Genomic DNA, 26,016 nt, shown 5'->3' on the forward strand with positions numbered 1-26,016 from the left:
TCCTCAGACTTTATTCAGATACCAGTCGTATTCCAGCTGGGTGATCTGGGAGAAGAACTTGTCGCGCTCGGCCCATTTCAGGGCGAGGTAGACGTCCAGGAAGCGGCGGCCGAAGACCTCGTTGTAGAAGGCCGAACTGTCGAGCTGCTCCAGCGCGACGATCCAGGACGAGGTCAGCGTCGGCTCGATCTTGTCATAGGCATTGCCCTGGATCGGCGGGCCCGGATCGATCTGCCGCTGGATGCCGTGATGCGCCCCGGCCAGCACCGCCGCGACCACCAGATAGGGGTTGCAGTCGGCCCCGGCCACCCGATGCTCGACGCGGCGGTCCTTCGGCTTGCCCGGCGGGATGCGCAGCGAGACGCTGCGGTTGTTCGCCGCCCAGGTCGGGGCGTGCGGCACGTAGGAATTCGGCTGGAACCGGCGGAAGGAATTCTGGTTCTGGGCGAACACCGCCATGCCGTCGGCCATGGTGGCGCCCAGGCCGCCGATCGCATGGCGCAGCATCGGGGTGCCGTGCGGGTCGTCGGCCGCGAACAGGCTGACGCCATTGTCGTCCAGCATGCTCATATGGATGTGGAAGCCGCTGCCCGCCTGGTCGGGGTAGGGTTTGGCCATGAAGGTGGCCTCGACCCCGTGCTTGGCCGCCACCGACCGGACCACGCGCTTGAACAGCACCGCGTCGTCGCAGGCCTCGAGCGGGTCGCTGACATGGCGCAGGTTGATCTCGTACTGGCCCGGGGCGTATTCCGAGACGAGGCTGTCGACCGGGATGCCCTGGGCCACGCAGGTGTCGTAGATCTCGTGCAGCAGCTCGTTGAAATCGTGCAGCTCGTCGATGCCATAGACCTGGGTGGTGTCCTGCCGCTTGCCGCTGACCGGTGAGACCGGCGGGCGGGGCCGGCCGTCCTCGCCGCGCTTGCGGTCGACCAGGTAGAATTCCAGCTCGACCGCCACCACCGGGTTCAGGCCGTCGGCCTTCAGCCGGTTGACGATGTTGGCCAGCACGGTGCGCGGATCGGCGAAGAAGGGGGACCCGTCGAGATCCTGCATCGCCAGCAGCACCTGGCCGGTCGGTCGCGACAGCCAGGGCACCGGGTCGAGCGTGTGGGGGACGGGGAAGCAGTCGCGATCCGCATCGCCGTCGGCGAAGCCGAGGCCGGTTTCCTCGACGGTCTCGCCGGTGATGTCGGTGGCGAACAGCGAGCCGGGGAAGGTCAGTCCATCGCGGAAGATCTTGTCGAGCGCGGTGACCGGGACCTTCTTGCCGCGCAACACGCCGCACATGTCGCAAACCAGGGCGTCGATGTGGGTAATGTCAGGATATTGCGCGCGGAAATTGTTTACGATGTCGTTCGATGTATTGCCATGCATTTGGTCACGCATTTGTTGCCGAGAGGTCGCCATCCTCGCAGGCGGCACGAAACTGTCAAGCCGGGCCGGATTTCTTGCGGTTTTCACATCAGCCCCCTTCCCACCCCCCGGGGGGGCTCAGCTATGGTGGTCGCTCTCCGAAACGAGAAGCGGGGTCCGCCTAAAGGGGCGGCACCATGATTTTATGCAGAAGCTGGAAGACTTCATTCACGAACACGGCGTGACCGAAGTCGAGTGCCTGGTGCCCGATATGAACGGGATTGCCCGGGGTAAGATTCTTCCCGACGAGAAATTCATCAAGGGCCTGAAGACCCGCGGGATGCGCATCCCGGAATCGATCTTCATGCAGACGGTGACGGGCGACTATCCCGACGACGACGTCACCAGCCCCGCCGACATCGACATCTACATGGTGCCGGACCCGGAGACGGCCCGCATCGTGCCCTGGTACCAGGAGCCGACGGCGCAGGTGATCTGCGACGCCGAATATGTCGACGGCAGCCCGTGCGAGATCTCCTGCCGCCACGTGCTGCGCCGGGTGCTGAAGCTGTACGAGGCCAAGGGCTGGAAGCCGCTGGTGGCGCCCGAGCTTGAATTCTACCTGGTGAAGAAGAACATCGACCCGGACTATCCGTTGGAGCCGCCGATCGGCCGGTCCGGCCGGCCGGAGACCGGGCGCCAGTCCTACGGCATCGATGCGGTCAACGAATTCGACCCGATCTTCGAAGAGATCTACGACCATTGCGAGGCGATGGGCCTCGATGTCGACACCCTGGCGCATGAGGCCGGGGCGGCGCAGATCGAGATCAACTTCAACCATGGCGACGCGCTCGACCTCGCCGACCAGGTGCTGATCTTCAAGCGCACGGTGCGCGAGACGGCGATGCGCCACGACGTCTACGCCACCTTCATGGCCAAGCCGCTGCAGAACGAGCCGGGCAGCGCCATGCATCTGCACCAGAGCGTGAACGACGCCAAGACCGGGCGGAACCTGTTCGCCACCGACACCGGCGGCAACAGCGAGCTGTTCCTGTCCTACATCGCCGGCCTGCAGAAGTTCGTGCCGGCGGCGATGCCGCTGTTCGCCCCGAACGTGAACTCGTACCGCCGCCTCGATCCCGAGAGCGACGCACCGATCAACGTGCATTGGGGCATGGACAACCGCACCGTCGGTTTCCGGGTGCCGATCGACGAACCCCAGGCCAAGCGGGTCGAGAACCGCGTCGCCGGCGCCGACTGCAACCCGTATCTGATGTTCGCGGCGTCGCTGGCCTGCGGCTATCTCGGCATCGTCAACGAGATGACGCCGTCGAACCCGGTCGAGGGTTCGGCCAAGCGGCTGGCCTTCACCCTGCCGCGCCACCTCTATGACAGCCTGAACAAGTTCTCGGCCTCGCGCCCGCTGCGCGAGGTGCTGGGCGACAAGCTGGTCGATGCGGTGTGGTGGGTGAAGAACAAGGAGTACGACGCCTACCACCGCGTCATCAGCTCGTGGGAACGCGAGAACCTGCTGCTGAACGTCTGACCCTGGCGCCGGGCCGGTTTCGGCCGGCCCGGCGCCCGGCCGCGCCCCGGGCTTCGGTGCGAGTCCCGCGCCTGTCCACTGGTGGAATCCGCCGGCCGCGGATGACGGCCATGCCCTGCGCGGGCATGTCGGGTGGCACGGCGCCCTTGAACCGGCGCCGCGGCTGCCAAAGTTCAAGCCATGACATTGCCCCTCTCGGTCCTCGACCTCGCGCCGATCGCCTCCGGCTCCCCGCCCGGCCAGGCCGTCCGCAATTCGCTCGACCTCGCCCGGCTGACCGATCGCCTCGGCTACGTCCGATACTGGGTGGCCGAGCATCACTCGATCCCCGGCGTGGCCTCGACCGCGCCGGAGATCCTGATCGGCCACGTGGCCCAGGTGACCGAGCGCATCCGCGTCGGCTCCGGCGGCGTGATGCTGCCGAACCACGCGCCGCTGCGGGTGGTCGAGGCCTTCAAGATGCTGGAATCCCTGCATCCCGGCCGGATCGACCTCGGCCTCGGCCGCGCCCCGGGCTCGGACGGGCTGACCGCGCTGGCGCTGCGCCGGTCGCGCGACGCGGTCCATGCCGACGATTTTCCCGAGCAGTATGCCGAGCTGCGGGCCTTCGCCGACGGCACCTTCCCGGCTGACCACGGCTTCCGGTCGGTCCGTGCCGTGCCTGAGGACGTGCCGCTGCCGCCGGTGTGGATGCTGGGCTCCAGCGATTTCGGCGCCCGCTTCGCCGCCCATATCGGCGTCGGCTTCGCCTTCGCCCATCATTTCAGCCCGCAATACACGATGCCGGCGATGCATCTGTACCGCACCAATTTCCAGCCCTCGGCGACGATGCAGGCGGCGCATTCGATCCTGACCGTCTCGGTCTACTGCGCCGAGGATGCGGAGGAGGCCGAGCGGCTGGCGCTGCCGCACCAGATGTCGATGGCGCGGCTGCGCACCAACCGCCCGATCCAGCTGCCGAGCCCGGAGGAGGTGCTGGCCTATCGGTATTCGCCGGAGGAGCAGCGCCTGGCCGAAAGCTCGCGCCGCAACCAGATCGTCGGCACGCCCGAGACGGTGAAGGCCGAGATCGAACGCCTGGCCGGCGAGACCGCGGCCAGCGAGGTGATGATCACCAGCATGATCCACGACCACGCCGCCCGCCTGCGGTCCTACGAGTTGGTGGCGCAGGTGTTCGGGATGACGCCCGTGGCTTGAAGACAAGGCCGCGCCGCCTCGGCTTCAGCCGGGGCGGGCGCTCTTTCCCATGGGCCAGCTGGCCATGACTGCCTTTGCGCTTCTGTTGCATTCATAGCGCTAATCCGCTTGTCCTGTAACACCTGCCAAACACAACAAGAGGATCTTTCGGGCAGCTGAGCTCGAAAGAGGATCCTGAGATGTCTGGCGATCAGGCCAAATCGGACGCGCATGAAATATTCTCGCCGCAGCAGAATGCGCGGCCGGGAAACCGCTACCTGACCGAGCTGACCGACGGCGATGGGGATTACTGCGTGATGCAGTGCACGTTGCCGCCTGGCGTGATCGTGCCGCTGCACAGCCATGCCGATCGCGAGACCTTCTATGTCATCGACGGACATCCGGATGCCTTCCTGGGTGATCGCTGGCAGACGCTCGGCCCGGGGGATGTGTTCGACGCCCAGGACGGCATCCGGCACGCCTGGAGAAATTCGTGCGGGGCCACCGTCTCCATGCTGTGCGTGACCACCATGCGGATGGGCCGGTTCCTGCGCGATGCCGCGGTCGGCCGGGCCTCGGCTGATCCGGCGAAGGACGCCCAGCGCTTCCTGAAGCTCGTCCAGGAGCACGGATACTGGCTCGCCAGCCCGGAAGAGAATGCCGCCATCGGGCTCACCATCCATTGGGATGGCGATGGCAGGCGGAAGCAGGGCCTCGATCCGGCCTGATCTCTGAGACTGTGGAAGGGCCAGGCGGCGGCGCCCGCACGCCTCCGCCCCTCGGACGATGATCCGCCTGCCTCATCGCCGCACCCGGCGGGAGACCCCTTGCGCCCCCCGGCGGGCCGCGCTACATCCCCCGCCCTTTCCCAACAGCCCCGTCCGATCGGACCTGGGGCTTTTCTGCTTTGCGGAGCGGAGGCGGACATGACGGTCTGCGGCCTGGATTTCGGCACCTCGAACTCGACCCTCGGCATCGTCGACGGGCAGGGCGCGCGGCTGCTGCCCCTGGAAGGCGCGGCGACGACGCTGCCCAGCGCGATCTGGTTCGACCTGGTCGGCGGCGCGCCGCAGTTCGGCCGCTCGGCCATCGACTCCTATGTCGAAAGCCTGGAAGGTCGGCTGATGCGGTCGATCAAATCCGTCCTCGGCACGCCGCTGATCGAGGAAGACACCTGGGTCGGGCGTGAGCGGATCGGCTTCAAGCGGGTGATCTCCCTGTTCCTGGCCGAGATGAAGGCGCGGGCGGAAGCGGCCTGTGGCCACGCGCTGGAGCGGGTGGTGCATGGCCGGCCGGTCCACTTCGTCGATGACGATGCGGCCGGCGACAGCAAAGCCCAGGACGCGCTGGAGGCGATCGCCCGCGAGGCCGGCTTCAGCGAGGTGTCGTTCGAATACGAGCCGATCGCCGCGGCCCGGACCTACGAGGCCGGGCTGTCGCGGGAGGAGGTGGCGCTGATCGTCGACATCGGCGGCGGCACCTCCGACATCTCGATTGTGCGGCTGGGGCCGCAGCGCCGGGCACTGCCGGAACGGGCGGCCGACATCCTGGCCAATGACGGCATCCGGCTGGGCGGCACCGATGTCGACCGGCTGTTCAGCCTGGCCACGGTGATGCCGGCGCTCGGCCTCGGCACCAAGATGAAGCGCCCCGGCGCGGTGGCGCCCAGCCGCTACTTCCACATGCTGGCGACCTGGAGCCGGATCAACGCCCTCTACGCCCCCAAGGTGGTGGCGGAGATCCAGGACGTGCAGCGGGAATCGCGCGATCCGAAGAAGTTCGACCGGCTGCTGCGGGTGCTGGAGAACAATCTCGGCCACAGCCTGGCGCTGCGGGTCGAGGCCGCGAAGATCGCGCTGGGCGACCGCGACCCGACCGTGATCGACCTTCGCCTGGTTGAGCCCAAGCTGGGGTTGCGTGCCGGCCGGGCGGCGCTGGACATGGCGATCCAAGACGCGGTTGGCCGGCTGTCGGCCCTGATCCGCCGCTGCATCCAGACGGCGGGCCTGGCGCCGCACCAGCTCGACGCCGTGTTCCTCACCGGCGGCTCGGCCCTGTTGCCGGCCTTCCGCGCGGCGTCGCTGGCCGAGGCGCCGGGTGCCCGGGTGGTCGAGGGCGACAGCTTCGGCGCGGTCGGCGTCGGCCTGGCCATCGAGGCGCAACGCCGGTATGGGCCGTAAGGTCCGGATTTAAGTCCCGGTCTGCTCCGGCAGCATCCGGTCCAGCGTGCCGTCCCGCCGGATGGCGACATGCCAGACCGCCGCCGCGATATGCAGCGCGACCAGGCCGTAGATCGCCCATTGCCCGATCGCATGGGCGGTGCTGCCGATCTGCCAGATCGCTTCGGTTGCCGGGGTCAGCAGCGGCACCTCGAACAGGCCGAAATACGGGATGGTGCGCCCGCGGCCGGCGGACATCAGATAGCCGCTCAGCGGCATCGCCAGCAGCGCGACGTAGAGCAGCCAGTGACTTGCCATAGCCGTGGCGGATTCCCAGGCCGCCCACCGCGTCGCGGGCGGCGGCGGGTGGATCGCCCGCCACACCAGTCGCGCGGCGGTCAGGACCAGGATCGTCAGCCCGACTGATTTGTGCAGCATGAGGGCGGTGGCGCGCGAGACGTCGCCGTTCGGCAGGCTCTCCATCACCCAGGCCAGGACCAGGACGGCGGCCATCAGCGCCGCCGAGATCCAGTGCAGCCATTGGGCGGCGGCGGTGTAGCGGCCGGTGGTCCCGGGCGCGGCGGTCGTCACATCCGTGCTCATTCGTGGCCCTCCTGCAATGACGGGGATGGCGCGGCGGTGCTGCGGGAAAGGCGTCGGGCGGCTTGCTCCATCCCGCGGCAGGCGACGTAGAAGGCGGGGGTGAAGATCAGGCCGAAGACGGTCACGCCGGCCATCCCGAAGAACACCACCACGCCCAGCGACTGGCGCATCTCCGCCCCGGCGCCGGTGGCCAGCACCAGCGGCAGCACGCCGAGGATGAAGGCCAGCGAGGTCATCACGATCGGGCGCAGCCGCACCCGTGCCGCCTCGATTGCGGCCGCGAAGCGGTCGGTGCCCGTGGCCTCGGCCTGGCGCGCGAATTCGACGATCAGGATCGCGTTCTTGGCGGCCAGGCCGATCAGCACCACGAACCCGATCTGCGCCAGGATGTTGACGTCCATGGCGGAGGCGAGCAGCCCGGTCAGCGCCGCCAGCAGGCACATCGGCACGATCAGGATCACCGACAGCGGCAAAGTCCAGCTCTCGTACAGCGCGGCGAGCAGCAGGAAGACGAACACCGCCGAGGCCGCGAAGACCAGCAGGGCGCTGGTGCCGGCCAGCCGCTCCTGCAGCGCCACCTCGGTCCATTCGAAGCCGTAGCCGTCGGGCAGGGTCTCGGCGGCGATCTGCTCCATCCGGTCCAGCGCGGTGCCGGTCGACACGCCGGCCGCGGCGGCGCCCTGGACCTCGGCCGCGGGGTACAGGTTGTAGCGCGGGATGCGGTACGGGCCGGCCCGCTCCTCGAAGGTCGCGACCGAGCCGAGCGGCACCATGGCGCCGGAGTCGCTGCGGGTCTTCAGCCCTTCCAGCGCCGCCGGGTCCTGGCGGAACCGGGCATCGGCCTGGGCCCGGACCTGGAAGGTGCGGCCCAGCAGGTTGAAGTCGTTGACATAGGCCGAGCCGAGATAGATCTCGAGCGTCTCGAACACGCGGGATGCCGGCACCCCCAGCATCTCCGCCTTCACCCGGTCGATATCGGCGTACAGCTTCGGCGTCGCCGTGTTGAACGGGCTGAAGACATTGGCGAATTCGGGCGACTGGCCGGCCGCGGCGACGACCTGGCGGACGGCGGCTTCCAGCTCCTCCGGCGTGCCGCCGGCGAGGTCCTCGACCATCAGCTTGAAGCCGCCGGTGTTGCCCATGCCGCGGACCGAAGGCGGCTTGATCGGGATCACCCGCGCCTCCGGCACGTCGGCCAGGCGGGCGGTCAGGTCGGCGATGACCCGGTCGACGGTCTGGCCGCGCGCCGCCCGTGCCGCATAGGGATCCAGGATGGCGAAGACGACGCCGCTGTTCGAGGCGTTGGTGAAGGTGGCGCCGTCGAGGCCGGCGATGGCGACCGTGTGGGCCACGCCCGGGGTCGCGTCCAGCCGGTCGGAGACCGCCTTCATCGCCGCGTCGGTGCGGGCCAGGGCGGCGCCGGGCGGCAGCTGCACCGCGGTCAGGAAATAGCCCTGGTCCATCACCGGGATGAAGCCGGTCGGCGCCCGGCTGAACTGCCAGCCGGTCAGCCCCAGCAGCCCGGCATAGGCGACCAGCATCAGCAGCCCGACGCGCAGCAGCCGGCGGGTCAGCCCGCCATAGCCGAGCGATATCAGGTCGAAGCCGGCGTTGAAGCCGCGGGCGCCGGCGGCCAGGCCGCGCAATAGGACGTTGCGGGGCTTAGCCGTGTGCTCGCCATGCGGCCGCAGAAGCAGGGCGCACAGCGCCGGGCTCAGCGTCAGCGACACGAAGGCGGAGATCGCCGTCGCCGCAGCGATGGTGACGGCGAACTGGCGGAAGAACCGGCCGGAGATGCCGGACATCATCGCCGCCGGGACAAACACCGCGCACAGCACCAGGGCGATGGCGATCAGCGCGCCGCCGATCTCCTCCATCGACTTGTGGGCGGCTTCCTTCGGCGACAGGCCGGCGCGCAGATGGCGTTCGGCATTCTCGACCACCACGATGGCGTCGTCGACCACGATGCCGATGGCCAGGACCAGGCCGAGCAGCGACAGGTTGTTCAGCGAATAGCCCAGACCGGCCATCACGGCGAAGGTGCCGATCAGCGAGATCGGGATCGCCAGGATCGGGATGATCCCCGCCCGCCAGCTGTGCAGGAACAGGATCACCACCAGCACCACCAGGGCGATCGCCTCTAGGATCGCCTTGTAGACCTCGCTGACCGACTCGGCGATGAACCGGGTCGGGTTGAACGGGATGGCGTAGTCGACGCCGGCCGGCAGGCTGCGACCCAGCTGCGCCATGGCCGCGACGATGCGGTCGGCGGTCTCCAGTGCGTTCGAGCCGGGCTGCTGGAACACCTGGATCGGCTGCGAGGTCCGCCCGTCGAACAGGGCGCCGCCGCGGAAGCTCTGCGCCGTCAGCTCGACCCGGGCGACGTCGCGGATCCGGGTGACGCGGCCGTCGGCGTCGGTCTTGACGATGATGTTTTCGAACTCGGCGGGGTCGGACAGGCGCCCCAGTGTCTCGACATTCAGCTCGAAGGCGCCATCGGACGACACCGGCGGCTCGTTCAGGACGCCGGCCGCCACCTGCACGTTCTGGGCCCGCAGCGCCGCCAGCACCTCGCCGGCCGTCAGGTTGCGGGCGGCGACCGCGTCCGGGTCCAGCCAGACCTGCATGGCGTAGTCGCGGGCCGTGGGCATGCGGACATCGCCGACGCCGTCGACCCGCAGCAGCGCGTCGCGGATCCGCAGCGTGGCGTAGTTGGAGAGGTAGAGCGGCGTGCGCGAGCCGTCCGGCGAGAACAGCTGCACCACCAGCAGGATGTCCGGCGACGATTTCCGCACCGTGACGCCGAGGCGGCGCACCTCTTCCGGCAGCCGCGGCTCGGCCACCGCCACCCGGTTCTGCACCAGCACCTGCGCCTCGTCGAGGTCGGTGCCCAGCGCGAAGGTGACGGTGATGCCGAGCTGGCCGTCGCCGGTGGCCTGCGAGGACATGTAGAGCATGTTCTCGACGCCGTTGATCTCCTGCTCGATCGGCACGGCGACGGTGCTGCTCATCACCTCGGCCGAGGCGCCGGGATACTGGGCGCGGACGACGACAGTGGGCGGGGTGATCTCGGGATACTGCGCCAGCGGCAGCGTGAGATAGCCGGCGATGCCGACCAGGACGATCAGGACCGAAAGCACCGTCGCCAGGATCGGCCGTTCGATGCAGAGATGAGGCAGGCGCATGATCCCGACCTCAGTTGACCAGCGCGGTGGCCGCCGGCGCGATCTCGCCGGGCTGCGCCACCACCTTCTGGCCGGCGCGGGCGCGCAGCAGGCCGTTGATCACCACCCGGTCCTGCGGCCGCAGCCCGCTCTCGACCACGCGCAGGCCCCCCGGCTGGCGGGCGCCGAGCCGGACCGGCGTGGCGCGCAGCGTGTCGTCATCGGCCACGGTCAGGACGATGCGGCTGGCCTGGTCGGTCAGCAGCGCCGTCTCGGGCACCAGCAGCGCGTCGCGCTCGCCGGACGACGCCAGGCGCAGCCGGCCGAACTGGCCGGGGGTGATGAAGAGGTCGGTGTTTGCCAGCACGGCGCGGGCGCGGATGGTGCCGGCGCCGCTCTCCAGCCGGTTGTCGACGAAGCTCATAGTGCCCTGATAGGGCCGGCCGGCATCGTCTTGCAGCCGCGCCTCGATCGGCACGCCCCGGTCCCGGATCGACGGCAGGTCGCCCGACTTCACCGCCCGCTCATAGGCGACGAAGTCGCGCTCGCTCATGTCGAAGACGAAGTAGATCGGGTCGAGTGCAACAATGGTGGTCAGCAGGGTGCTGGCGTCCGACACCAGGCTGCCGGCATCGACCCGCCGGTTCGACACGCGGCCGCTGATCGGCGCCTTGATCTCGGTGAAGTCGAGGTCCAGCTGCGCCCGCATCAGCCCGGCCTGGGCCAGCTCGGAGGCGGCGTCGGCCGCCTGCTTTTGCTGCCGGCGCTGGTCCAGCGTGGCGCGCGAGACGGCAGAGGTGCCGGCCAGCTGCTCCGCCCGGCGCAGTTCCAGGTCGGCGAGGTCGCGCTGTGCCCGGGCGCTGGACAGCTGGGCCTGCGCCTCGGCGACCGCCGCCTGGTAGGGGCGGGGGTCGATGGTGAACAGGGTCTGGCCCGCCTGGACGATCTGGCCATCCTCGAAGCCGATCGACTGCAGATGGCCCGAGACGCGGGCCCGGATCTCCACGCTCGCGGTCGGCTCGAAGCGGCCGGCATATTCCTGCTGGTCGACCACCCGCCGCACCAGCGGCGGCGACACGATCACGCTCGGGGCCGGCCGCACGGCCGCCTGGGCCGTCGTGGCCGCGGTGCCCCGCGATGCCTGCCATCCCAACCCTGCCAGCCCACCGACCAGGGCCAGCGCCACAACTCCCGCCAACGTCCGAATGACCGGGCGTCCCATGCCTGCGCTCCCTATGGCGTCGAGTCTTGAGCGGAGGGGACTCCGCTCCTCGACACCGGCGCAGCCTGCAGGCCGGCTGTCTCAGAACTGTGTCGGGGAGGGGCGGGAATTGTCGCGAATTGTGTTGGCGTTACCGCATTGCACAATTCGATACGAAACGGGCTGGATGACGCGTCATCCAGCCCGCACCGTCCATCAGGAGCCGGTCAATTGCAGAAGTTCGGCTGGTACTGGTAGAGCCACTGGGTCTTGGTGGTCGAGCTGGCCGACACCCACGAGCTCATGCCGCGGATGGTGTCGAACATCAGCTTCGAGCGCTGGTCGACCTTGTCCGTGAAGTCGCCGTCCTTGTCCTCGACCTTGAACGACACTTCGGCGTTGGCGACGGTCGCGGACGAGCCGGCGTACCACAGCGTCAGGGTGAACTCCGCATCCTGCTGGCCCAGGTCGCTGTCCGGGCCGTCATAGGTGCGCTCGTTGATCGACAGGTTGCCGACGATGGCGAGCGCCTCCTGCTTCGGCAGGTTCAGCGCCTTGGTCGGCGGGAACAGGTCGACCACATCGTCCAGAATGTTCAGGTTCTTGGTGGCCGACAGCGGCTCGGTGGTCGAATGGGAATAGACCCATTTGAACGGCGGGGTGATGTCCGCCTCCAGCTTGGTCTCGGCATCCGACGAGCTGCCGCCGACATTGGTGTTCGCCGCGGTCGACTGGCTGTCGGACCTGAACTTCAGGTTGATCTCGCGCTTGGTGCCGTCGACCCGCTCGCGGAAATTGTAGCCCAGCGTGTTCAGCCGGCAGGTGCCCGGCGAATCGTAGTAGCGGACGGTCCGGACCTTGTCGACGGCGAAGCTGCCGTCGACCGTGCGGTCGAAGCCGGCGGCGGTCAGCTTGGTCCGCAGCTCGCCGAGGAAGGTGTTGGCGGTGGCGACCGGCTGCGCCTGGAACTTGGTGGGGTCGAGCAGGACCTTGTATTCCTTGCCGGTCAGCGTGTCGGCCGCCTGTGCGCTGCCGGCGGCCAGGACCAGGCCGACGAGTCCGAAACGAAGCCATGTCATCATTTGGTGCGAATCCCCCTTCATGAATGGTGCGATCGAATGACAGGCTAGGCGGACTGCATGAAACTGATGTGTCACCCGCCCAAGGATCGGAAGCACCGGCCGATGCGCCTTGCCAGACAGCTGCTGTCGTTGCTCGCCGTGTCGGCGCTGCTCGTCACCGCCGCCTGCGGGACGGGCGTGGAGAAGCCGCGGCCCGACTCCGCGGCCGAGCCGCTCCTGGTCGACCCTGCGTCGCCCTCGTTCCAGGCAACCCCGGCGCCGATCACCGAGCGGCGGGAGATCGCGCCCCAATCGGCCGAAACGCTGTGCCGGCCGCTGACCTTCGAAGCGGTCGATTACACGGTCTGCGAGATCGATCTGCGGCGCTACCGGCTGGGCCTGTTCTGGCAGGGGCGGGACGGAACCCCCTACGGCTCGCTCGGCGCCTTCAAGCGGGCCATGGATGCCGCCCATGACCCCGCTTTGGTGGCGATGAACGCCGGCATGTACCAGCCGGACCTGTCGCCGGTCGGCCTGTTCGTCGCGGGCGGGCGGGAACTGCACCCCGCGAACTTCGCCGATGGCGACGGCAACTTCTTCATGAAGCCGAACGGCGTGTTCTACGCCGATGGCGAGACGGCCGGCATCCTGGAGACCGGGACCTATGAGCGGCTGGCCCCGGCGACGCAGATCGCCACCCAGTCCGGCCCGATGCTGGTGATCGACGGCGCCCTGCACCCGCTGTTCAGCGACGACGGCCCGTCGCGCAAGACCCGCAACGGCATCGGCATCCGCGACGGCCACACCGTGGTGTTCGCCATCTCGCGCGACGGCGTCAGCTTCGGCAGCTTCGCCCGGCTGTTCCGCGACGGGCTGGGCTGCCGCAACGCGCTCTATCTCGACGGCTCGGTGTCGGCCCTGTCGGCGCCGGGCGGGCTGTCGGTCGGCTGGGGCATCCGCGTCGGCCCGATCCTTGCCGTGTTCGACACCGCCGCGCCAGAGGGTTAGTGACGCCGCGCGCCGGGGACGGTATGCTTCGCGGCATCATGACACGGCCACGGCACCAGCGCAGTTGTCGATCGCGGAAACAGGAGTTGATGCTCCTGTGCGCCCGCATCGGCTACACCCCGCCGCGCGCCTGACCGCTTTGCGGGGCGCCGCGCCGGCGACCCGTTTCCGCCCTATTTCGATCGGAATTACGCGAGGGTCGCGTCATGAACAGTTTTGCCGCCAGCCGCTCCACCGCCGAGTGGAAGGCGATCGACACCGCCCATCACCTCCACCCCTTCACCGACCACAAGTCGCTGGCCGCCGAGGGCGGCAGCCGGATCATCACCCGCGCCGAAGGCGTCTGGCTGTGGGATTCGGAAGGCCGCCAGCTGATCGACGGCATGGCCGGGCTGTGGTGCGTCAATGTCGGCTACGGCCGCAAGGAGCTGGCCGACGTCGCCCATGAGCAGATGCTGGAGCTGCCCTTCTACAACAACTTCTTCAAGACCACGACGCCGGCCGCGGTGGAGCTGTCGAAGAAGCTGGCCGAGATCACGCCGGAAGGGCTGAACCACGTCTTCTACGCCAACAGCGGGTCGGAGGCGAACGACACCATCGTCCGCATGGTCCGCCACTACTGGGACCTGAAGGGCCAGCACCGCAAGAAGGCGATCATCGGCCGCAACTACGGCTATCACGGCTCGACCATGGTGGCGGTGTCGCTGTGCGGCATGGGCGCGATGCACCGCCAGGCCGACCTGCCGTTCCCGGGCTTCCACCACGTCATGGCGCCGTACTGGTACGACTATGGCGGCGACCTCGAGCCCGAGGCCTTCGGCAAGCTGGCCGCCAAGGCGATCGAGGACCGGATCAAGGAGCTGGGGGCCGACAGCGTCGCCGCGGTCATCGCCGAGCCGATCCAGGGCGCCGGCGGCGTCATCATCCCGCCCGCCAGCTACTTCCCCGAGCTGCAGCGCATCTGCCGCCAGTACGACGTGCTGCTGATCGCCGACGAGGTGATCTGCGGTTTCGGCCGCACCGGCGAATGGTTCGGCTCCGACCTGTTCGGCATCAAGCCGGACCTGATGACCCTGGCCAAGGGCATCACCTCGGGCTACCTGCCGCTGTCCGCCGTCATGGTCGGCGACAAGGTGGCCGAGACCCTGATCGAGCAGGGCGGCGAGTTCTACCACGGCTTCACCTATTCCGGTCACCCGGTGGCCTGTGCCGTGGCGCTGGCCAACATCCGGATCATGGAGCGGGAAGGGCTGGTCGACCGCACCCGCACCGACATCGGCCCGTATTTCCAGGACCGGTTGCGCGAGGCCTTCGCCGACCATCCGATCGTCGGTGAGGTCCGCGGCGTCGGCCTGATCGCGGCGATCGAGCTGGTCGACGACAAGAAGACCCGCCGTCGCTTCCCGAACTACGGCGAGGTCGGCGCGCTGTGCCGCAACCACAGCTTCGCCAACGACCTGGTGATGCGGGCCACGCGCGACGCCATGGTGCTGTCGCCGCCGCTGGTGATCTCGCGCGACGAGGTCGACGAGCTGGTGCGCCGGGCCAAGGTCGCGATTGACGCCACGGCCCGGGACCTGGGCCGGATGTGACGGGCAGGGCGGCCGCAGATGCGGCCGCCCTTCTTTGTTGGGCACGAAAGGGTTGAGAATGTCATGAACGCAGGGCACAGGAAGGTCGGGTTCGAGCTCCGTCTTGTGCGCTGCGCCATCGGCGCGATTGACAGGTTTCGCGGCGCTGGGGTGCAATGAAATAGGAATGGGGCCGGCTCGACGGGTCTCGAACGATCACAGACAGGGAATGGTTACATGAAGCGTCTCGTGCAAAGCCTCCTTGCGACCGCCGCGCTGTGCGCCGTGGCGGCACCGGCCCTGGCCGAGGACAAGGTCGTCAACATCTACAACTGGTCCGACTATATCGGCGAGACGACCCTGGCCGATTTCACCAAGGCCACCGGCATCAAGACCATCTACGACACCTATGACGGCAACGAGGCGCTGGAAGCCAAGCTGCTGACCGGCAATTCCGGCTATGACATCGTCGTGCCGACGGCACAGCCTTTCCTGGCCCGGCAGATCAAAGCGAAAGTCTATCTCGAGCTCGACAAATCCAAGATCCCGAACTGGAAGAACCTCGATCCGTCGCTGATGAAGCTGGTCGAGACCGCGGATCCCGGCAACAAGCACGCGATCATCTACCAGTGGGGAACGGTTGGCGTCGGCTACAATGTCGATCAGGTGAAGAAGCGGCTGGGCGACACGCCGCCGGACAGCATCGCCATGGTGCTGGACCCGGAGAACGCCAAGAAGCTGGCCGATTGCGGCATCACCATGCTGGATAGCCCGACCGACGTGCTGCCCTCGGTTCTGAACTATCTCGGTCTCGACCCCAACAGCCAGAAGCCGGAGGATCTGAAGAAGGCGGAAGACGCCCTGATGAAGATCCGCCCCTATCTGAAGTACCTGCATTCGTCGCAGTACATCAACGACCTGGCGGGCGGCAATGTCTGTGTCTCCCTGGGCTGGTCTGGTGACGTCAACATCGCCAAGACCCGGGCCGACGAGGCGAAGAACGGCGTCACCATCGACTACTTCATTCCGAAGGAGGGAGCGCAGATCTGGTTCGACATGGCGGCGATTCCGAAGGATGCGCCGCACCCGGACGAGGCCTACGCCTATATCAACTTCCTGCTCGAGCCGAAGGTCATGGCCGGGATCGACGACTTCGTCGGCTACGGCAATGCGGTGCTCGGTGCGAAGGAGCTGATGAATCCAGACGTCGCCAACGATCCGCGCATCTTCCCGCCCCAGGATGTGATGAAGCGGCTGTTCGCGATCACCGAGGCGTCGTCCAGTTACGAGCGTCTGCGGACGCGGACCTGGACGCGGTTCCGCACCGGCCAGTAAATCGCACGGCCGCCGCATCCCAACAGGGGGCGGCGGCCGTTCCGCATGACGACAGGGGGCCGGAGGCGGAAATGGGTCAGGTAAAGCCGAAACAGCAGGCCGCGCCGCAGCTATGGCGCGATCCGGACGCGAAGCCATATGTCCGGATCGAGAAGGTGACCAAGAAGTTCGGCGACTTCACCGCCGTCGACGATGTCAGCCTGTCGATCTACCGCGGCGAGTTCTTCGCCCTGCTCGGAGGGTCGGGCTGCGGCAAGACCACGCTTCTGCGGATGATGGCCGGGTTCGAGCGGCCGACCGAGGGCAAGATCTTCATCGACGGCGTCGACATGACCGCGGTGCCGCCCTATGACCGGCCGGTCAACATGATGTTCCAGTCCTATGCGCTGTTCCCGCATATGACGGTGGAGCAGAACGTCGCCTTCGGCCTGCGCCAGGATCGGGTGCCGGCGGCCGAGATCAAGAACCGCGTCGCCGAGGTGCTGGACCTGGTCCAGCTCGGCCGCTTCTCCAAGCGCAAGCCGCACCAGCTGTCGGGCGGCCAGCGCCAGCGCGTCGCCCTGGCGCGCAGCCTGGTCAAGAAGCCCAAGATCCTGCTGCTGGACGAGCCGCTCGGCGCGCTGGACAAGAAGCTGCGCGAGCAGACCCAGTTCGAGTTGGTCAACATCCAGGAAAAGGTCGGCATCACCTTCGTGGTCGTCACCCATGACCAGGAGGAGGCGATGACCATGTCCTCCCGAATCGCGGTGATGAATTCCGGCTACATTTCGCAGCTGGGCACCCCGGCGGAGATCTACGAATACCCACAATCGAAGTTCGTCGCCGACTTCATCGGCTCGGTGAACCTGTTCGAGGGGCGGATCGCCGAGGACCACCCCGAGCATGTCATCATCGACAGCCCGGAGGCCGGCTGCCGGCTCTACATCAGCCACGGCCTGCCGGTGCCGGTCGGCACCCAGGTCTGGGTGGCGGTGCGACCCGAGAAGATCGCCATCTCCAAGCAGCCGCCGGGCGAGGACGGGACCAACAGCGCCAAAGGCGTGGTCAAGGAGATCGCCTATCTCGGCAATCTCTCGATCTATCTGATCGCGCTGCCGAGCGGGAAGACGGTGCGGGTCACGGCGCCGAACGTGTCGCGCCTGACCGAGATGCCGATCACCTGGGAGGACGAGGTCTGGCTGTCCTGGCAGCCCTTCGCCGGCGTGGTGCTGACGCAATGACGGCGGTGACCGCGAGCGACGCGGCCGACGCCGCCGCACCGAAGGCCGCGGCGGGGCCGTCGCTGCTGCGGCGGCTGAGCAGCCGGCTCGGCCGCAATGTCGTGATCGCCATCCCCTATGTCTGGCTGTTCCTGTTCTTCCTCGTCCCGTTCATCATCGTCCTGAAGATCGCCTTCGCCGACAAGGTCATCGGCCAGCCGCCCTACACGCCGCTGTTCGACTGGATCGACGACGTCCATCTCGGCATCTCGCTCAACCTCGGCAACCTGCAGTACCTGCTCGACGACCCGCTCTACGTCAGCGCGTATTTCAGCTCGATCAAGATCGCGGCGATCTCGACGGCGCTCAGCCTGCTGATCGGCTATCCCATGGCCTATGCCATCGCCCGGTCGAGCCAGCAGTGGCGGGTGCCGCTGCTGATGCTGGTGATCCTGCCGTTCTGGACCTCGTTCCTGATCCGGGTCTATGCCTGGATCGGCATCCTCCAGCAGCAGGGGCTGCTCAACAATCTGCTGATCTGGCTCGGCATCATCGACCAGCCGCTGGAGATCCTGCACACCGACACCGCGGTCTATATCGGCATCGTCTATTCCTACCTGCCCTTCATGATCCTGCCGCTCTACGCGACGCTGGAGAAGCTCGACGGGTCGCTGCTGGAGGCGGCGGAGGATCTGGGCTGCCGGCCCTGGAAGGCCTTCCTGCTGATCACCCTGCCGCTGTCGCTGCCCGGCATCATCGCGGGCTCGCTGCTGGTCTTCATCCCGGCGGTCGGCGAATACGTCATCCCGGAACTGCTCGGCGGCATCGACACGCTGATGATCGGCAAGGTGCTGTCGAACGAATTCTTCCAGAACACCGACTGGCCGGTCGCCTCGGCCGTGGCGATCGTGCTGCTGCTGGTCCTGGTCATCCCGATCACGGTCTTCCAATACGTCCAGGCGAAGCAGCAGGAGGCGGAGCAATGAGAAGGCCCTGGTTCCTCTTCACCTGCCTGGTGTTCGGCTACGCCTTCCTCTACGTGCCGATCATCCTGCTGATGATCTACTCGTTCAACGAGAGCCGGCTGGTCACGATCTGGGGCGGCTTCTCGACCAAGTGGTACGGCACGTTGCTTGACAATGCGCAGATGATGGACGCGGCGCGGCGGTCGCTCGAGATCGCGGCGATCTCCGCCACCGTTGCCTGCGTGCTCGGCACCATAGCCGGGCTGGTGCTGGCCCGGTTCGGCCGGTTCCGCGGCCGTACCTTGTTCTCCGGCCTGGTGACGGCGCCGCTGGTGATGCCCGAGGTGATCACCGGCCTGTCGATGCTGCTGCTGTTCGTGGCGATGGAAGGGCTGTTCGGCTTCCCGCAGGGCCGCGGCATGCTGACCATCACCATCGCCCACATCACCTTCTGCCTGGCCTATGTCGCGGTGATCGTACAGTCGCGGCTGGTCAGCCTCGACGAATCGATCGAGGAGGCGGCGATGGACCTCGGCGCCCGGCCGCTGACCGTGTTCTTCTGGATCACCCTGCCGATCATCTCGCCGGCGGTGATCGCCGGCTGGCTGCTGGCCTTCACCCTGTCGCTCGACACGCTGGTCATCACCAGCTTCGTCTCCGGCCCCGGCTCGACCACGCTGCCGGTCTACATCTTCTCCAAGGTGAAGCTGGGTGTGACGCCGGAGATCAACGCGCTGGCCACCATCATCGTCGTCATCGTCACCACCGGCGTTCTCATCGCTGGCGGGCTGCTGGTGCGGCATGAACGGATCCGACAGCGCGACGAGAGATTGGCCTTCGCCGCAGGAAACTGAGGCGGAAGTCCGCTGGATCGGTGTTTTCTTGCTGTTTGCCGGCGATACCGCGCATGACTCTTAGTCATGCGCGGCACGCAGGTGACCCTCGGCGCCGCCCCCTGAGCAAAAATCGGGGCCGATCGACTATATCTACGGCGTTCGAGAGCACCTGAAGAGTTTATCATGTCGTTTCTATCGATCTTTGGAACCATTCGTCTGGCGCCGTTCGGGCGCGGTTTGGCGAAGCGGGAAAAGTCGATCTCTCAGCGCCGCATTTGATTGTTCGCGCTGCAAAACTAGTCCTTCGGACGATCGGTTTCTCGGGCTCGGCCATCTGGCCGGGCCCGTTCCATTTCTGGCCCTGCAAACGGGCTCTTTCATCTCGGCGCGCCGGACGCTAGCCTCTGCCCCTTGAGCGAGACCACAGCGGAAGACCATCGTGCCGGTTCCTGCCTCCCTCGGTTACGTGATGCCTGCGGAATGGGAGCCCCATAGCCGTTGCTGGATGGCGTGGCCCTGCCGCGAGGAAGTGTGGGGCGAGCACCTGGACGCCGCCAGCAAGGCCTATGCCGACGTGGCACTGGCGATCGCCGAGTTCGAGCCGGTGACCATGGTCTGCAACCCCTCCGACGTGGCCGAGGCGTCGCTGACGCTGGGCAACGGCACGGCGATCGACGTGCTGTCGATGGAGATCGACGACAGCTGGATGCGCGATTCGGGGCCGACCTTCCTGCTCGACCGCAACGGCCACCTTGCCGGGGCCCATTGGCGCTTCAACGCCTGGGGTGAGAAGTTCAAGCCCTACAGCCGCGACGCGGTGATCGCCAAGCGGGTGCTGAAACATGTCGGCGCCCAGCGCTTCCGGGCGCCCTTCGTGCTCGAGGGCGGCGCGGTGCATGTCGACGGCGAGGGCACGGTGCTGACCACCGAGCAGTGCCTGCTGAACCCCAACCGCAACCCGGGGCTGACCAAGGCCCAGGTCGAACAGAACCTGCGCGACTGGCTCGGCGTCTCCACGGTGATCTGGCTGCCGGAGGGGATCGAGGACGACGAGACCGACGGCCATGTCGACGAGATCGCCTGCTTCGTCCGGCCGGGCGTAGTGCTGGCGCTGTCGACCGACGACAAGAGCGACGGCAATTTCGACGTGCTGCAGACCAACCTGGACATCCTGCGCTCGTCCAAGGACGCCAAGGGCAGACCGCTCCAGGTGATCGAGGTGCCGCAGCCGGCGCGGCAGGAGCATCGCGGCAAGCGGCTCAGCCTGTCCTACGTCAATTTCTACATCGCCAATGGCGGCATCGTGATGCCGGCCTTCGACGTGGCCGAGGATGAGCGGGCGTTCCGCATCATCCGCGACGCCTTCCCGAACCGCCGCGTGGTCCAGGTCCACGCCCGCGACATCTTCCTCGGCGGCGGCGGCATCCACTGCATCACCCAGCAGCAGCCGGCACCGTAGGGCACCGGCCGCCGTTGGGGATGGGTCAGGCCAGGGCTGGGCGTGAGCTGCCGCCGCGGGCCGCGTCCAGGCTCCACACCCCGCCGCCGGCGGCGGCGAGGTAGAGGAAGATGAAGCTGTACAGCGCCGCCAGCTCACCCTGGTTCAGCAGGGGGAAGAAGCTCGCCGGCGCATGGGCGCTGAAATAGGCCACCGCCATCTCGCCGGACAGGATGAAGGCGACCGGGCGGGTGAACAGGCCGACCAGCAGCAGCAGGCCGCCGACGATCTCCAGCACACCGGCCAGGCCGATCAGCGAGAACAGCTGCAGGCCGTCGAAATACGCCACATGGGGGAAGCCGAGCAGCTTGGCGAAGCCGTGCTGCAGGAAGAACAGCGCGGTGGCGATGCGCAGGATGCTGAGCACGCGCGGCGCCCAATTCCGGTCGAGGGTGTCCGTCAGGCTGGCCACAAATCGTCTCCTGGGGGTTGGGGGTCAGTAGCCGACGGTGAAGCGCTGCTGGCGGTGGGCTGGCTTCTCCAACTCGTCGATCATGGCGACCGCATAGTCCTCCTGGCTGATCCTGCTCTGCCCGTCCGCCCCGATCAGGAGCTGGTCGCGGCCGAGCCGGAACGTGCCAGTGCGCTCGCCCGGCGCGATGATCGCCGAGGGCGACAGGAAGGTCCAGTCGAGATCGGTGACATCACGCAAAATATTAAGGAAATCCCGACCCTTCGACGCTTCTTCCTTGTAGATTGCCGGGAACTCGGGCGTGTCGACCAGCGCCTTGCCCGGCGCGACCTCCAGGCTGCCGGCGCCGCCGACCACGAGGTAGCGTTTCGCGCCCGAGGCCTTGACCGCCTGCAGCAGCAAGGCGGGGTCGGAGGCGGTGTAGTGCACGGCGCTGATCACCGCATCGTGGCCGGCCAGCAGCTTCGCCAGGCCCGTCGCATCGAACACGTCGCCGCGCACCGCCGTCAGCTTCGGATGCCCGGGCAGCTTCTCGGGATTGCGGACGATGCCGGTGACTTCGTGGCCGCGGTTCAGGGCCTCGGCCAGGATCTTGCTGCCGACATTGCCGCTGGCCCCGATCAGCGCGATCTTCGCCATGTGATTCTCCGTTACTCGGTTACGAACAGGTACCGACGGCAAGGTCGGGGCTCCCGCGGAATCGCGCAAGAAGGGAGCTGAAAGTAACCGAGGGACCGCCGGATGCCCGGCCCGGGTGGCGGGTTGGCGGCGAGGGCTCAGAAGCGCTTGTACCAGAGCCGCTTCGGCCCGGTGTCGAGATGCACGAAGTCGGAGCGCCAGTAGAGGCCGAGGCCGCCGCTGGCGACGGCGCGGGCGTGGTTGGCCAGGAACACCATGCCGAAGCCCTGGACCGAGAGGTCCACGGCCTTGCCCTGCAGGTGCAGGCTGTTCCGCGCCGCGCCTTCGGGGCGCAGCTTCTCGTTGGTCTCAGGCGTGCGGAAGCCGGAATGGAGGTTGATCGTCACCCGGCGTGCGGTCGCGACCTGGTAGCGCTGGGCCATCAGCCACAGCAGGTCGAAGACGCCCGGATCCATGTCAGTCGCCTTGTCGACATGATGGTCGCGCAGCAGCCAGTTCAGCCGCTGCCAGGCCGCGGACTGAATGGTGGCATCGACGGCATAGACGTCGTCGAAGCGCTCATCGGTGTGGGGGTTGTAGAGCCTGAGGCGCCGTTCGCCGGGCCGATCGATGGCCGGGGCGGCCGCGGCGCAGAAGGGAAGGGCGGCGAGCCCGGTCAGGACCCGCCGCCGCGTCGGCCAATCAGGCTTAGCCGGCATCCTTGATCGTGTTGATGATCTTGCCGACGACGCCATAGGTCTTGGCCTCTTCGGCAGACATCCAGTAGTTGCGGTCGGTGTCGCGCTCGACCTTCTCGATCGGCTGCCCGGTCTCCTTGGCGATGATCTCGTTGAGGCGGCGGCGCATCTTGATGATCTCGCGCGCCTCGATGTCGATATCGACCGCCCGGCCGCCGGCGCCACCGGACGGCTGGTGCAGCAGGAAGCGGGTGTTCGGCAGGGACAGCCGGTTCTCCTTCGCCGCGGCGAGGTAGATGTGGGCACCGGCGCTGGCCACCCAGCCGGTGCCGATCACCTGCACCGGTGCCTCGACGAAGCGGATCATGTCGTGGATGGTGTCGCCGGCCTCGACATGGCCGCCGGGCGAATTGATCACCAGCCGGATCGGCTTCTTGTCGTCATCGGCAGCCAACGCCAGCAGCTGGGCGGTGATGGCGTGGGCCAGCTTCATCGAGATTTCGCCGAACAGCAGCACCGTCCGGTTCTTGAAGAGGATGTTGCCGATCTGCGGGCCGAGCTCCTCCTTCTTCTCCTTCTCGGGGCGCTCTTCCTCTTCCTCTTCCTCCTCGTCGTCGAGACGCGGCGGGAACGGGCGGTCGACCATCTGGGGGATCCTGTCACTCAAGGGAATAGATCAGATCCCAAGAGTTAGCGTGCCGGCCCCCGCTGTGCAACCAGCGCAGCGGATTTCCGGCCCGGGCCGGCGGCGATGTCTCCTCGGGATCCGGTGCGGCGTCGAAGGGCGACCCGGTCAGTGGAACAGTTGGGCAGCGTTGGTGAGGGTCATCGACACGCCGTAGAGCAGCGGGATGCCGACGATCAGCCAATAGACGAGAACACGCGACATCATCGATCCTCCCTCATTCCGCCGGCGCAGCGTTGAGTTCCGCGCGATAGTGGTGGCGGCTGTCGACCGCGGTCACCAGCGCATTGCAGATGAAGCCGATCACCAGCAGCCCGGCCATGATGTACATCGTCTCGGAATAGGCGGCCGAGGCGGGCACGCCACGGTCGACCTGGTACTGCCTGATGTAGTTCACCAGCACCGGGCCGAGGATGCCGGCGGCCGACCAGGCGGTAAGCAGCCGGCCGTGGATGGCGCCGACATGCATGGTGCCGAACATGTCTCGAAGATAGGCCGGGACGGTGGCGAAGCCGCCGCCATACATGCTGAGGATCACGGCGTAGCAGGCGACGAACAGCGCGATGCTGCCGATCTGCCCGGCCCACGGCACGATAGCGTAGAGCACCACGCCGAGCGCGAAGTAGATGGCATAGGTGGTCTTGCGGCCGATGAAGTCCGAGGTCGAGGACCACAGGAAGCGGCCGGCCATGTTGAACAGGCTGAGCAGGCCGACGAAGCCGGCGGCGGCGGTCGGGGTGATCACGCCCGGGAACATCTCCTGGCTCATCACCGACGCTTGGCCGAGCACGCCGATGCCGGCGGTGACGTTGAGGCACAGCACGGCCCAGAGCAGCCAGAATTGCGGGGTCCTGATCGCCGTGTCGACATGGACGTTGGCGTTGGTGATCAGCTTCTGCGGCACGGTCGACGGCACGTAACCGGCCGGCTTCCAGCCGGCGGCCGGCACCCGCACGGTGAGGACGCCGAACATCATCATGGCGAAGTAGACGATGCCCATGACGATGAAGGCCTCGCCGACGCCGACCGAGCTGGGCGAGGCGAAATGCTTCATCAACTCGACCGCCAGGGGCGAGCCGATCATGGCGCCGCCGCCGAATCCCATGATCGCGAGGCCGGTGGCCATGCCGGGCCGGTCCGGGAACCATTTGATCAGGGTCGAGACCGGGGAGATGTAGCCGATGCCCAGGCCGATGCCGCCGATCACGCCATAGCCGAGATAGACCAGCCACAGCATATGGGTGTGGATGCCGAGCGAGGCGACCAGGAAGCCGCCGCCGAAGCAGCAGGCCGACAGGAACATCGCCCGCCGCGGCCCGCCGCTCTCAACCCAGCGGCCGCCGAAGGCGGCGGACAGGCCGAGGAAGACGATGGCCAGCGAGAAGATCCACCCCAGCTCCGGCAGGGTCCAGTCGTCGGGCGCCGGCGCGGTGACGCCGATCAGCTTGGTCAGCGGCCCGTTGAACACGCTGAAGGCGTAGGCCTGGCCGATGCAGAGGTGGATCGAGAGGGCCGCGGGGGGCACCAGCCAGCGATTGTAGCCGGCTGGGGCGACCGTTCGCTCCCGGGCAAAGAATCCCATGGGTCCGTTTCCTGACAACCGTTTCGCGCCCTTCGGGGACCGATTCCCGACGGCAGTAGGCCGTTCCGGTACGCCCCGAATCACAGCATTGAAAAATGACGATAAGATTTTATGAGAAAAGCGTCATCCGGAACGGCGTTACAACCGGAATGCCCAATGTAACCATTGGACATCTGGCAAAGGCCGTTGCGATCCATCGAAACAAAACCGCCCTGCACAGGGCAGGGCGGTCATGGTGCGGCAGAGTGCCTGAGGCGGGATCAGGACTTCAGTCGGGTCCAGACCCGGTCGCGCAAATCCACGGCAGCCGGCGAGCAGTTGCGGTTGGGATTGAGCCGGCTCAGCAGATCCGCCGGCGTGTTGACCGCTGGGTCGTCGCGCAGCTTCGCATCCATCAGCTCCGCCGCGCCCTTGATGGCGTTGTTGTAGCCGGTGAAGTTGCTGGCGGCGGCGATGTTCTCGGGCTTCATCATCCAGTCGATGAAGATCTTGGCGTTCTCGACGTTCTTGGCTCCGACCGGCACGGCGAAGTTGTCGTTCCAGAAGTTGATGCCTTCCTTCGGGTAGACATAGGTAACGGTCGGCCGGCCCTCCTTGGTGCGATGCGCGGCGCCGTTCCACTGCATGTGCGCGATCACCTCGCCGGCGACCATGCGCTCGATCGTGCCGTCGGAGTTGTAGAGGGCGACGGACGGCTTCTGCGCCTCCAGCACCTTGAAGATCTTGCCGGCGTCCTCGCTGCTCTCGGTGCAGAAGTCGATGCCGAGATACATCGCGGCCGCCTTATAGATCTCGACCGGGTCGTTCATCATGCCGAGCTTGCCCTTGAACGGGCCGTCGGGGTTGAGCACCGACCACCAGCTGTCGTCGACCTTGCCGCCCTCGACCTTGGCGGTGTCGTAGCTGAAGCCGGTGGTGCCCCACATGTAGGGCGCGGAGTATTTCCGCTCCGGGTCGTACCAGGGCTTGTCATGCGGGGCGCCGACATTCTTGAAATCGGCCATCTGGCCGGCGTCGATCTCCTGCAGCAGGTTCCCCTTGATCAGGATCTGGACCATGTAGTCGGACGGCACCACCACGTCGTAGCCGGCGGCACCGGCCTGCAATTTGGCCAGCAGTGTCTCGTTCGAATCATAGACGTCGAGGGTGACCTTGATGCCGGTCTCCTTCTCGAACTTGGCCAGCAGCTCCGGCGGGTAGTAGTTCGACCAGTTGTAGAAGTAGAGTTCGCCGGCGGCCTGGGCGGCCGAGGCCGTGGCCAGCAGCCCGGCCGCGGCGACGGCGGCGAGCAGAAGCTGTCTTGTCGATCCCATCGTGATCCTCCTGTTTGACGTCGGTTTATGACG

23 protein-coding genes are annotated in these 26,016 nt (G+C 67.3%); 11 read left to right on the forward strand and 12 right to left on the reverse strand.

All coding sequences use genetic code 11. The features are described from left to right. Positions 1 to 3: 3 nt before the first annotated feature. Positions 4 to 1,287: a glutamine synthetase family protein gene (locus AB4112_RS13240; protein WP_309796295.1), complete on the reverse strand. Its 1,284-nt coding sequence runs from the start codon at positions 1,285 to 1,287 to the stop codon at positions 4 to 6. Positions 1,288 to 1,558: 271 nt separating this feature from the next. Here AB4112_RS13240 and AB4112_RS13245 point away from each other — a divergent pair, with 271 nt between their 5' ends. The 4 genes from AB4112_RS13245 to AB4112_RS13260 all read left to right on the forward strand — a co-directional run bounded on the left by AB4112_RS13245 (position 1,559) and on the right by AB4112_RS13260 (position 6,255). Continuing rightward, entirely contained in the window at positions 1,559 to 2,899 is a 1,341-nt protein-coding gene (locus AB4112_RS13245; RefSeq protein WP_309796296.1) for a glutamine synthetase family protein, read from the forward strand. Between the two features lie 180 nt (positions 2,900 to 3,079). Further along, positions 3,080 to 4,096: an LLM class flavin-dependent oxidoreductase gene (locus AB4112_RS13250; RefSeq protein ID WP_309796298.1), complete on the forward strand. Its 1,017-nt coding sequence runs from the start codon at positions 3,080 to 3,082 to the stop codon at positions 4,094 to 4,096. A gap of 179 nt (positions 4,097 to 4,275) precedes the next feature. Continuing rightward, a complete protein-coding gene (locus AB4112_RS13255; RefSeq protein ID WP_441720225.1) occupies positions 4,276 to 4,803 on the forward strand; it encodes a cupin domain-containing protein in 528 nt (175 codons plus the stop codon). Between the two features lie 198 nt (positions 4,804 to 5,001). Continuing rightward, positions 5,002 to 6,255, forward strand: a complete 1,254-nt coding sequence (locus AB4112_RS13260; protein ID WP_441720228.1) for an Hsp70 family protein — start codon at positions 5,002 to 5,004, stop codon at positions 6,253 to 6,255. Positions 6,256 to 6,264: 9 nt separating this feature from the next. Here the strand turns inward: AB4112_RS13260 and AB4112_RS13265 are convergent, their stop codons facing one another. The 4 genes from AB4112_RS13265 to AB4112_RS13280 form a co-directional block, all read right to left on the reverse strand. Further along, positions 6,265 to 6,837, reverse strand: a complete 573-nt coding sequence (locus AB4112_RS13265) for a cytochrome b (RefSeq protein ID WP_441720231.1) — start codon at positions 6,835 to 6,837, stop codon at positions 6,265 to 6,267. After that, complete coding sequence (locus AB4112_RS13270; protein WP_441720234.1) at positions 6,834 to 10,022, reverse strand: efflux RND transporter permease subunit; 3,189 nt, start codon at positions 10,020 to 10,022, stop codon at positions 6,834 to 6,836. The genes AB4112_RS13265 and AB4112_RS13270 overlap by 4 nt, the downstream gene beginning before the upstream one ends. A gap of 10 nt (positions 10,023 to 10,032) precedes the next feature. Continuing rightward, positions 10,033 to 11,223 carry an efflux RND transporter periplasmic adaptor subunit gene (locus tag AB4112_RS13275; RefSeq protein ID WP_441720237.1) on the reverse strand — a complete coding sequence of 397 codons (1,191 nt, stop codon included), beginning with the start codon at positions 11,221 to 11,223 and terminating at the stop codon, positions 10,033 to 10,035. Positions 11,224 to 11,429: 206 nt separating this feature from the next. Further along, on the reverse strand, positions 11,430 to 12,284 hold the full coding sequence (locus AB4112_RS13280; RefSeq protein ID WP_441720240.1) for a hypothetical protein: 855 nt from the start codon (positions 12,282 to 12,284) through the stop codon (positions 11,430 to 11,432). Between the two features lie 102 nt (positions 12,285 to 12,386). On the opposite strand from AB4112_RS13280, the gene AB4112_RS13285 reads away from it, so the two are divergent. The 7 genes from AB4112_RS13285 (at position 12,387) to aguA (ending at position 20,636) form a co-directional block, all read left to right on the forward strand. Next, on the forward strand, positions 12,387 to 13,271 hold the full coding sequence (locus AB4112_RS13285; protein ID WP_441720243.1) for a phosphodiester glycosidase family protein: 885 nt from the start codon (positions 12,387 to 12,389) through the stop codon (positions 13,269 to 13,271). A gap of 206 nt (positions 13,272 to 13,477) precedes the next feature. Continuing rightward, positions 13,478 to 14,863 (forward strand): aspartate aminotransferase family protein, encoded by a 1,386-nt coding sequence (locus AB4112_RS13290; RefSeq protein ID WP_441720246.1) that lies wholly within the window; start codon positions 13,478 to 13,480, stop codon positions 14,861 to 14,863. A 216-nt stretch (positions 14,864 to 15,079) separates the two neighbouring features. Continuing rightward, the gene (locus tag AB4112_RS13295) at positions 15,080 to 16,177 is read left to right on the forward strand and encodes a polyamine ABC transporter substrate-binding protein (RefSeq protein ID WP_309796314.1); all 1,098 of its coding nucleotides are present in this window, start codon (positions 15,080 to 15,082) and stop codon (positions 16,175 to 16,177) included. 71 nt (positions 16,178 to 16,248) lie between these two features. Further along, positions 16,249 to 17,397: an ABC transporter ATP-binding protein gene (locus AB4112_RS13300; RefSeq protein WP_441720250.1), complete on the forward strand. Its 1,149-nt coding sequence runs from the start codon at positions 16,249 to 16,251 to the stop codon at positions 17,395 to 17,397. Next, positions 17,394 to 18,362, forward strand: coding sequence for an ABC transporter permease subunit (locus AB4112_RS13305; protein ID WP_441720254.1), 969 nt, complete (start codon positions 17,394 to 17,396; stop codon positions 18,360 to 18,362). Before AB4112_RS13300 ends, AB4112_RS13305 begins: the two co-directional genes overlap by 4 nt. Then, positions 18,359 to 19,195 carry an ABC transporter permease subunit gene (locus tag AB4112_RS13310; protein WP_441720257.1) on the forward strand — a complete coding sequence of 279 codons (837 nt, stop codon included), beginning with the start codon at positions 18,359 to 18,361 and terminating at the stop codon, positions 19,193 to 19,195. Before AB4112_RS13305 ends, AB4112_RS13310 begins: the two co-directional genes overlap by 4 nt. A gap of 421 nt (positions 19,196 to 19,616) precedes the next feature. Further along, positions 19,617 to 20,636 carry an agmatine deiminase gene (gene aguA, locus AB4112_RS13315; RefSeq protein WP_309796322.1) on the forward strand — a complete coding sequence of 340 codons (1,020 nt, stop codon included), beginning with the start codon at positions 19,617 to 19,619 and terminating at the stop codon, positions 20,634 to 20,636. Positions 20,637 to 20,661: 25 nt separating this feature from the next. Here the strand turns inward: aguA and AB4112_RS13320 are convergent, their stop codons facing one another. The 7 genes from AB4112_RS13320 to AB4112_RS13350 form a co-directional block, all read right to left on the reverse strand. Then, positions 20,662 to 21,087, reverse strand: a complete 426-nt coding sequence (locus AB4112_RS13320) for a DoxX family protein (protein WP_374710635.1) — start codon at positions 21,085 to 21,087, stop codon at positions 20,662 to 20,664. A 24-nt stretch (positions 21,088 to 21,111) separates the two neighbouring features. Further along, positions 21,112 to 21,726: an NAD(P)-dependent oxidoreductase gene (locus tag AB4112_RS13325; protein WP_441720261.1), complete on the reverse strand. Its 615-nt coding sequence runs from the start codon at positions 21,724 to 21,726 to the stop codon at positions 21,112 to 21,114. A gap of 137 nt (positions 21,727 to 21,863) precedes the next feature. After that, entirely contained in the window at positions 21,864 to 22,424 is a 561-nt protein-coding gene (locus tag AB4112_RS13330; protein ID WP_441720264.1) for a YcbK family protein, read from the reverse strand. Continuing rightward, positions 22,414 to 23,049, reverse strand: a complete 636-nt coding sequence (locus tag AB4112_RS13335; protein ID WP_309796328.1) for an ATP-dependent Clp protease proteolytic subunit — start codon at positions 23,047 to 23,049, stop codon at positions 22,414 to 22,416. Before AB4112_RS13335 ends, AB4112_RS13330 begins: the two co-directional genes overlap by 11 nt. A 147-nt stretch (positions 23,050 to 23,196) precedes the next feature. Then, positions 23,197 to 23,292: an MFS transporter small subunit gene (locus AB4112_RS13340; protein ID WP_441720267.1), complete on the reverse strand. Its 96-nt coding sequence runs from the start codon at positions 23,290 to 23,292 to the stop codon at positions 23,197 to 23,199. Positions 23,293 to 23,305: 13 nt separating this feature from the next. After that, positions 23,306 to 24,670, reverse strand: a complete 1,365-nt coding sequence (locus AB4112_RS13345) for an L-lactate MFS transporter (RefSeq protein WP_441720270.1) — start codon at positions 24,668 to 24,670, stop codon at positions 23,306 to 23,308. 260 nt (positions 24,671 to 24,930) lie between these two features. After that, positions 24,931 to 25,983 (reverse strand): extracellular solute-binding protein, encoded by a 1,053-nt coding sequence (locus AB4112_RS13350; protein ID WP_441720273.1) that lies wholly within the window; start codon positions 25,981 to 25,983, stop codon positions 24,931 to 24,933. Between the last annotated feature and the right edge of the window lie 33 nt (positions 25,984 to 26,016).

This window comes from Inquilinus sp. 2KB_23, assembly GCF_052115705.1.
Classification (GTDB): domain Bacteria; phylum Pseudomonadota; class Alphaproteobacteria; order DSM-16000; family Inquilinaceae; genus Inquilinus; species Inquilinus ginsengisoli_A.

Bases quoted from the DNA above. Each gene is read 5' to 3' on its own strand.
- AB4112_RS13340 (WP_441720267.1), bottom strand. From the start codon at position 23,292: ATGTCGCGTGTTCTCGTCTATTGGCTGATCGTCGGCATCCCGCTGCTC.
- AB4112_RS13275 (WP_441720237.1), bottom strand. From the start codon at position 11,223: ATGGGACGCCCGGTCATTCGGACGTTGGCGGGAGTTGTGGCGCTGGCC.
- AB4112_RS13280 (WP_441720240.1), bottom strand. From the start codon at position 12,284: ATGATGACATGGCTTCGTTTCGGACTCGTCGGCCTGGTCCTGGCCGCC.
- AB4112_RS13265 (WP_441720231.1), bottom strand. From the start codon at position 6,837: ATGAGCACGGATGTGACGACCGCCGCGCCCGGGACCACCGGCCGCTAC.
- AB4112_RS13325 (WP_441720261.1), bottom strand. From the start codon at position 21,726: ATGGCGAAGATCGCGCTGATCGGGGCCAGCGGCAATGTCGGCAGCAAG.
- AB4112_RS13290 (WP_441720246.1), top strand. From the start codon at position 13,478: ATGAACAGTTTTGCCGCCAGCCGCTCCACCGCCGAGTGGAAGGCGATC.
- AB4112_RS13300 (WP_441720250.1), top strand. From the start codon at position 16,249: ATGGGTCAGGTAAAGCCGAAACAGCAGGCCGCGCCGCAGCTATGGCGC.
- AB4112_RS13350 (WP_441720273.1), bottom strand. From the start codon at position 25,983: ATGGGATCGACAAGACAGCTTCTGCTCGCCGCCGTCGCCGCGGCCGGG.
- AB4112_RS13250 (WP_309796298.1), top strand. From the start codon at position 3,080: ATGACATTGCCCCTCTCGGTCCTCGACCTCGCGCCGATCGCCTCCGGC.
- AB4112_RS13285 (WP_441720243.1), top strand. From the start codon at position 12,387: ATGCGCCTTGCCAGACAGCTGCTGTCGTTGCTCGCCGTGTCGGCGCTG.
- AB4112_RS13330 (WP_441720264.1), bottom strand. From the start codon at position 22,424: ATGCCGGCTAAGCCTGATTGGCCGACGCGGCGGCGGGTCCTGACCGGG.
- AB4112_RS13335 (WP_309796328.1), bottom strand. From the start codon at position 23,049: ATGGTCGACCGCCCGTTCCCGCCGCGTCTCGACGACGAGGAGGAAGAG.
- AB4112_RS13310 (WP_441720257.1), top strand. From the start codon at position 18,359: ATGAGAAGGCCCTGGTTCCTCTTCACCTGCCTGGTGTTCGGCTACGCC.
- AB4112_RS13345 (WP_441720270.1), bottom strand. From the start codon at position 24,670: ATGGGATTCTTTGCCCGGGAGCGAACGGTCGCCCCAGCCGGCTACAAT.
- AB4112_RS13255 (WP_441720225.1), top strand. From the start codon at position 4,276: ATGTCTGGCGATCAGGCCAAATCGGACGCGCATGAAATATTCTCGCCG.
- AB4112_RS13295 (WP_309796314.1), top strand. From the start codon at position 15,080: ATGAAGCGTCTCGTGCAAAGCCTCCTTGCGACCGCCGCGCTGTGCGCC.
- AB4112_RS13245 (WP_309796296.1), top strand. From the start codon at position 1,559: ATGCAGAAGCTGGAAGACTTCATTCACGAACACGGCGTGACCGAAGTC.
- AB4112_RS13305 (WP_441720254.1), top strand. From the start codon at position 17,394: ATGACGGCGGTGACCGCGAGCGACGCGGCCGACGCCGCCGCACCGAAG.
- AB4112_RS13260 (WP_441720228.1), top strand. From the start codon at position 5,002: ATGACGGTCTGCGGCCTGGATTTCGGCACCTCGAACTCGACCCTCGGC.
- AB4112_RS13240 (WP_309796295.1), bottom strand. From the start codon at position 1,287: ATGTGCGGCGTGTTGCGCGGCAAGAAGGTCCCGGTCACCGCGCTCGAC.
- AB4112_RS13270 (WP_441720234.1), bottom strand. From the start codon at position 10,022: ATGCGCCTGCCTCATCTCTGCATCGAACGGCCGATCCTGGCGACGGTG.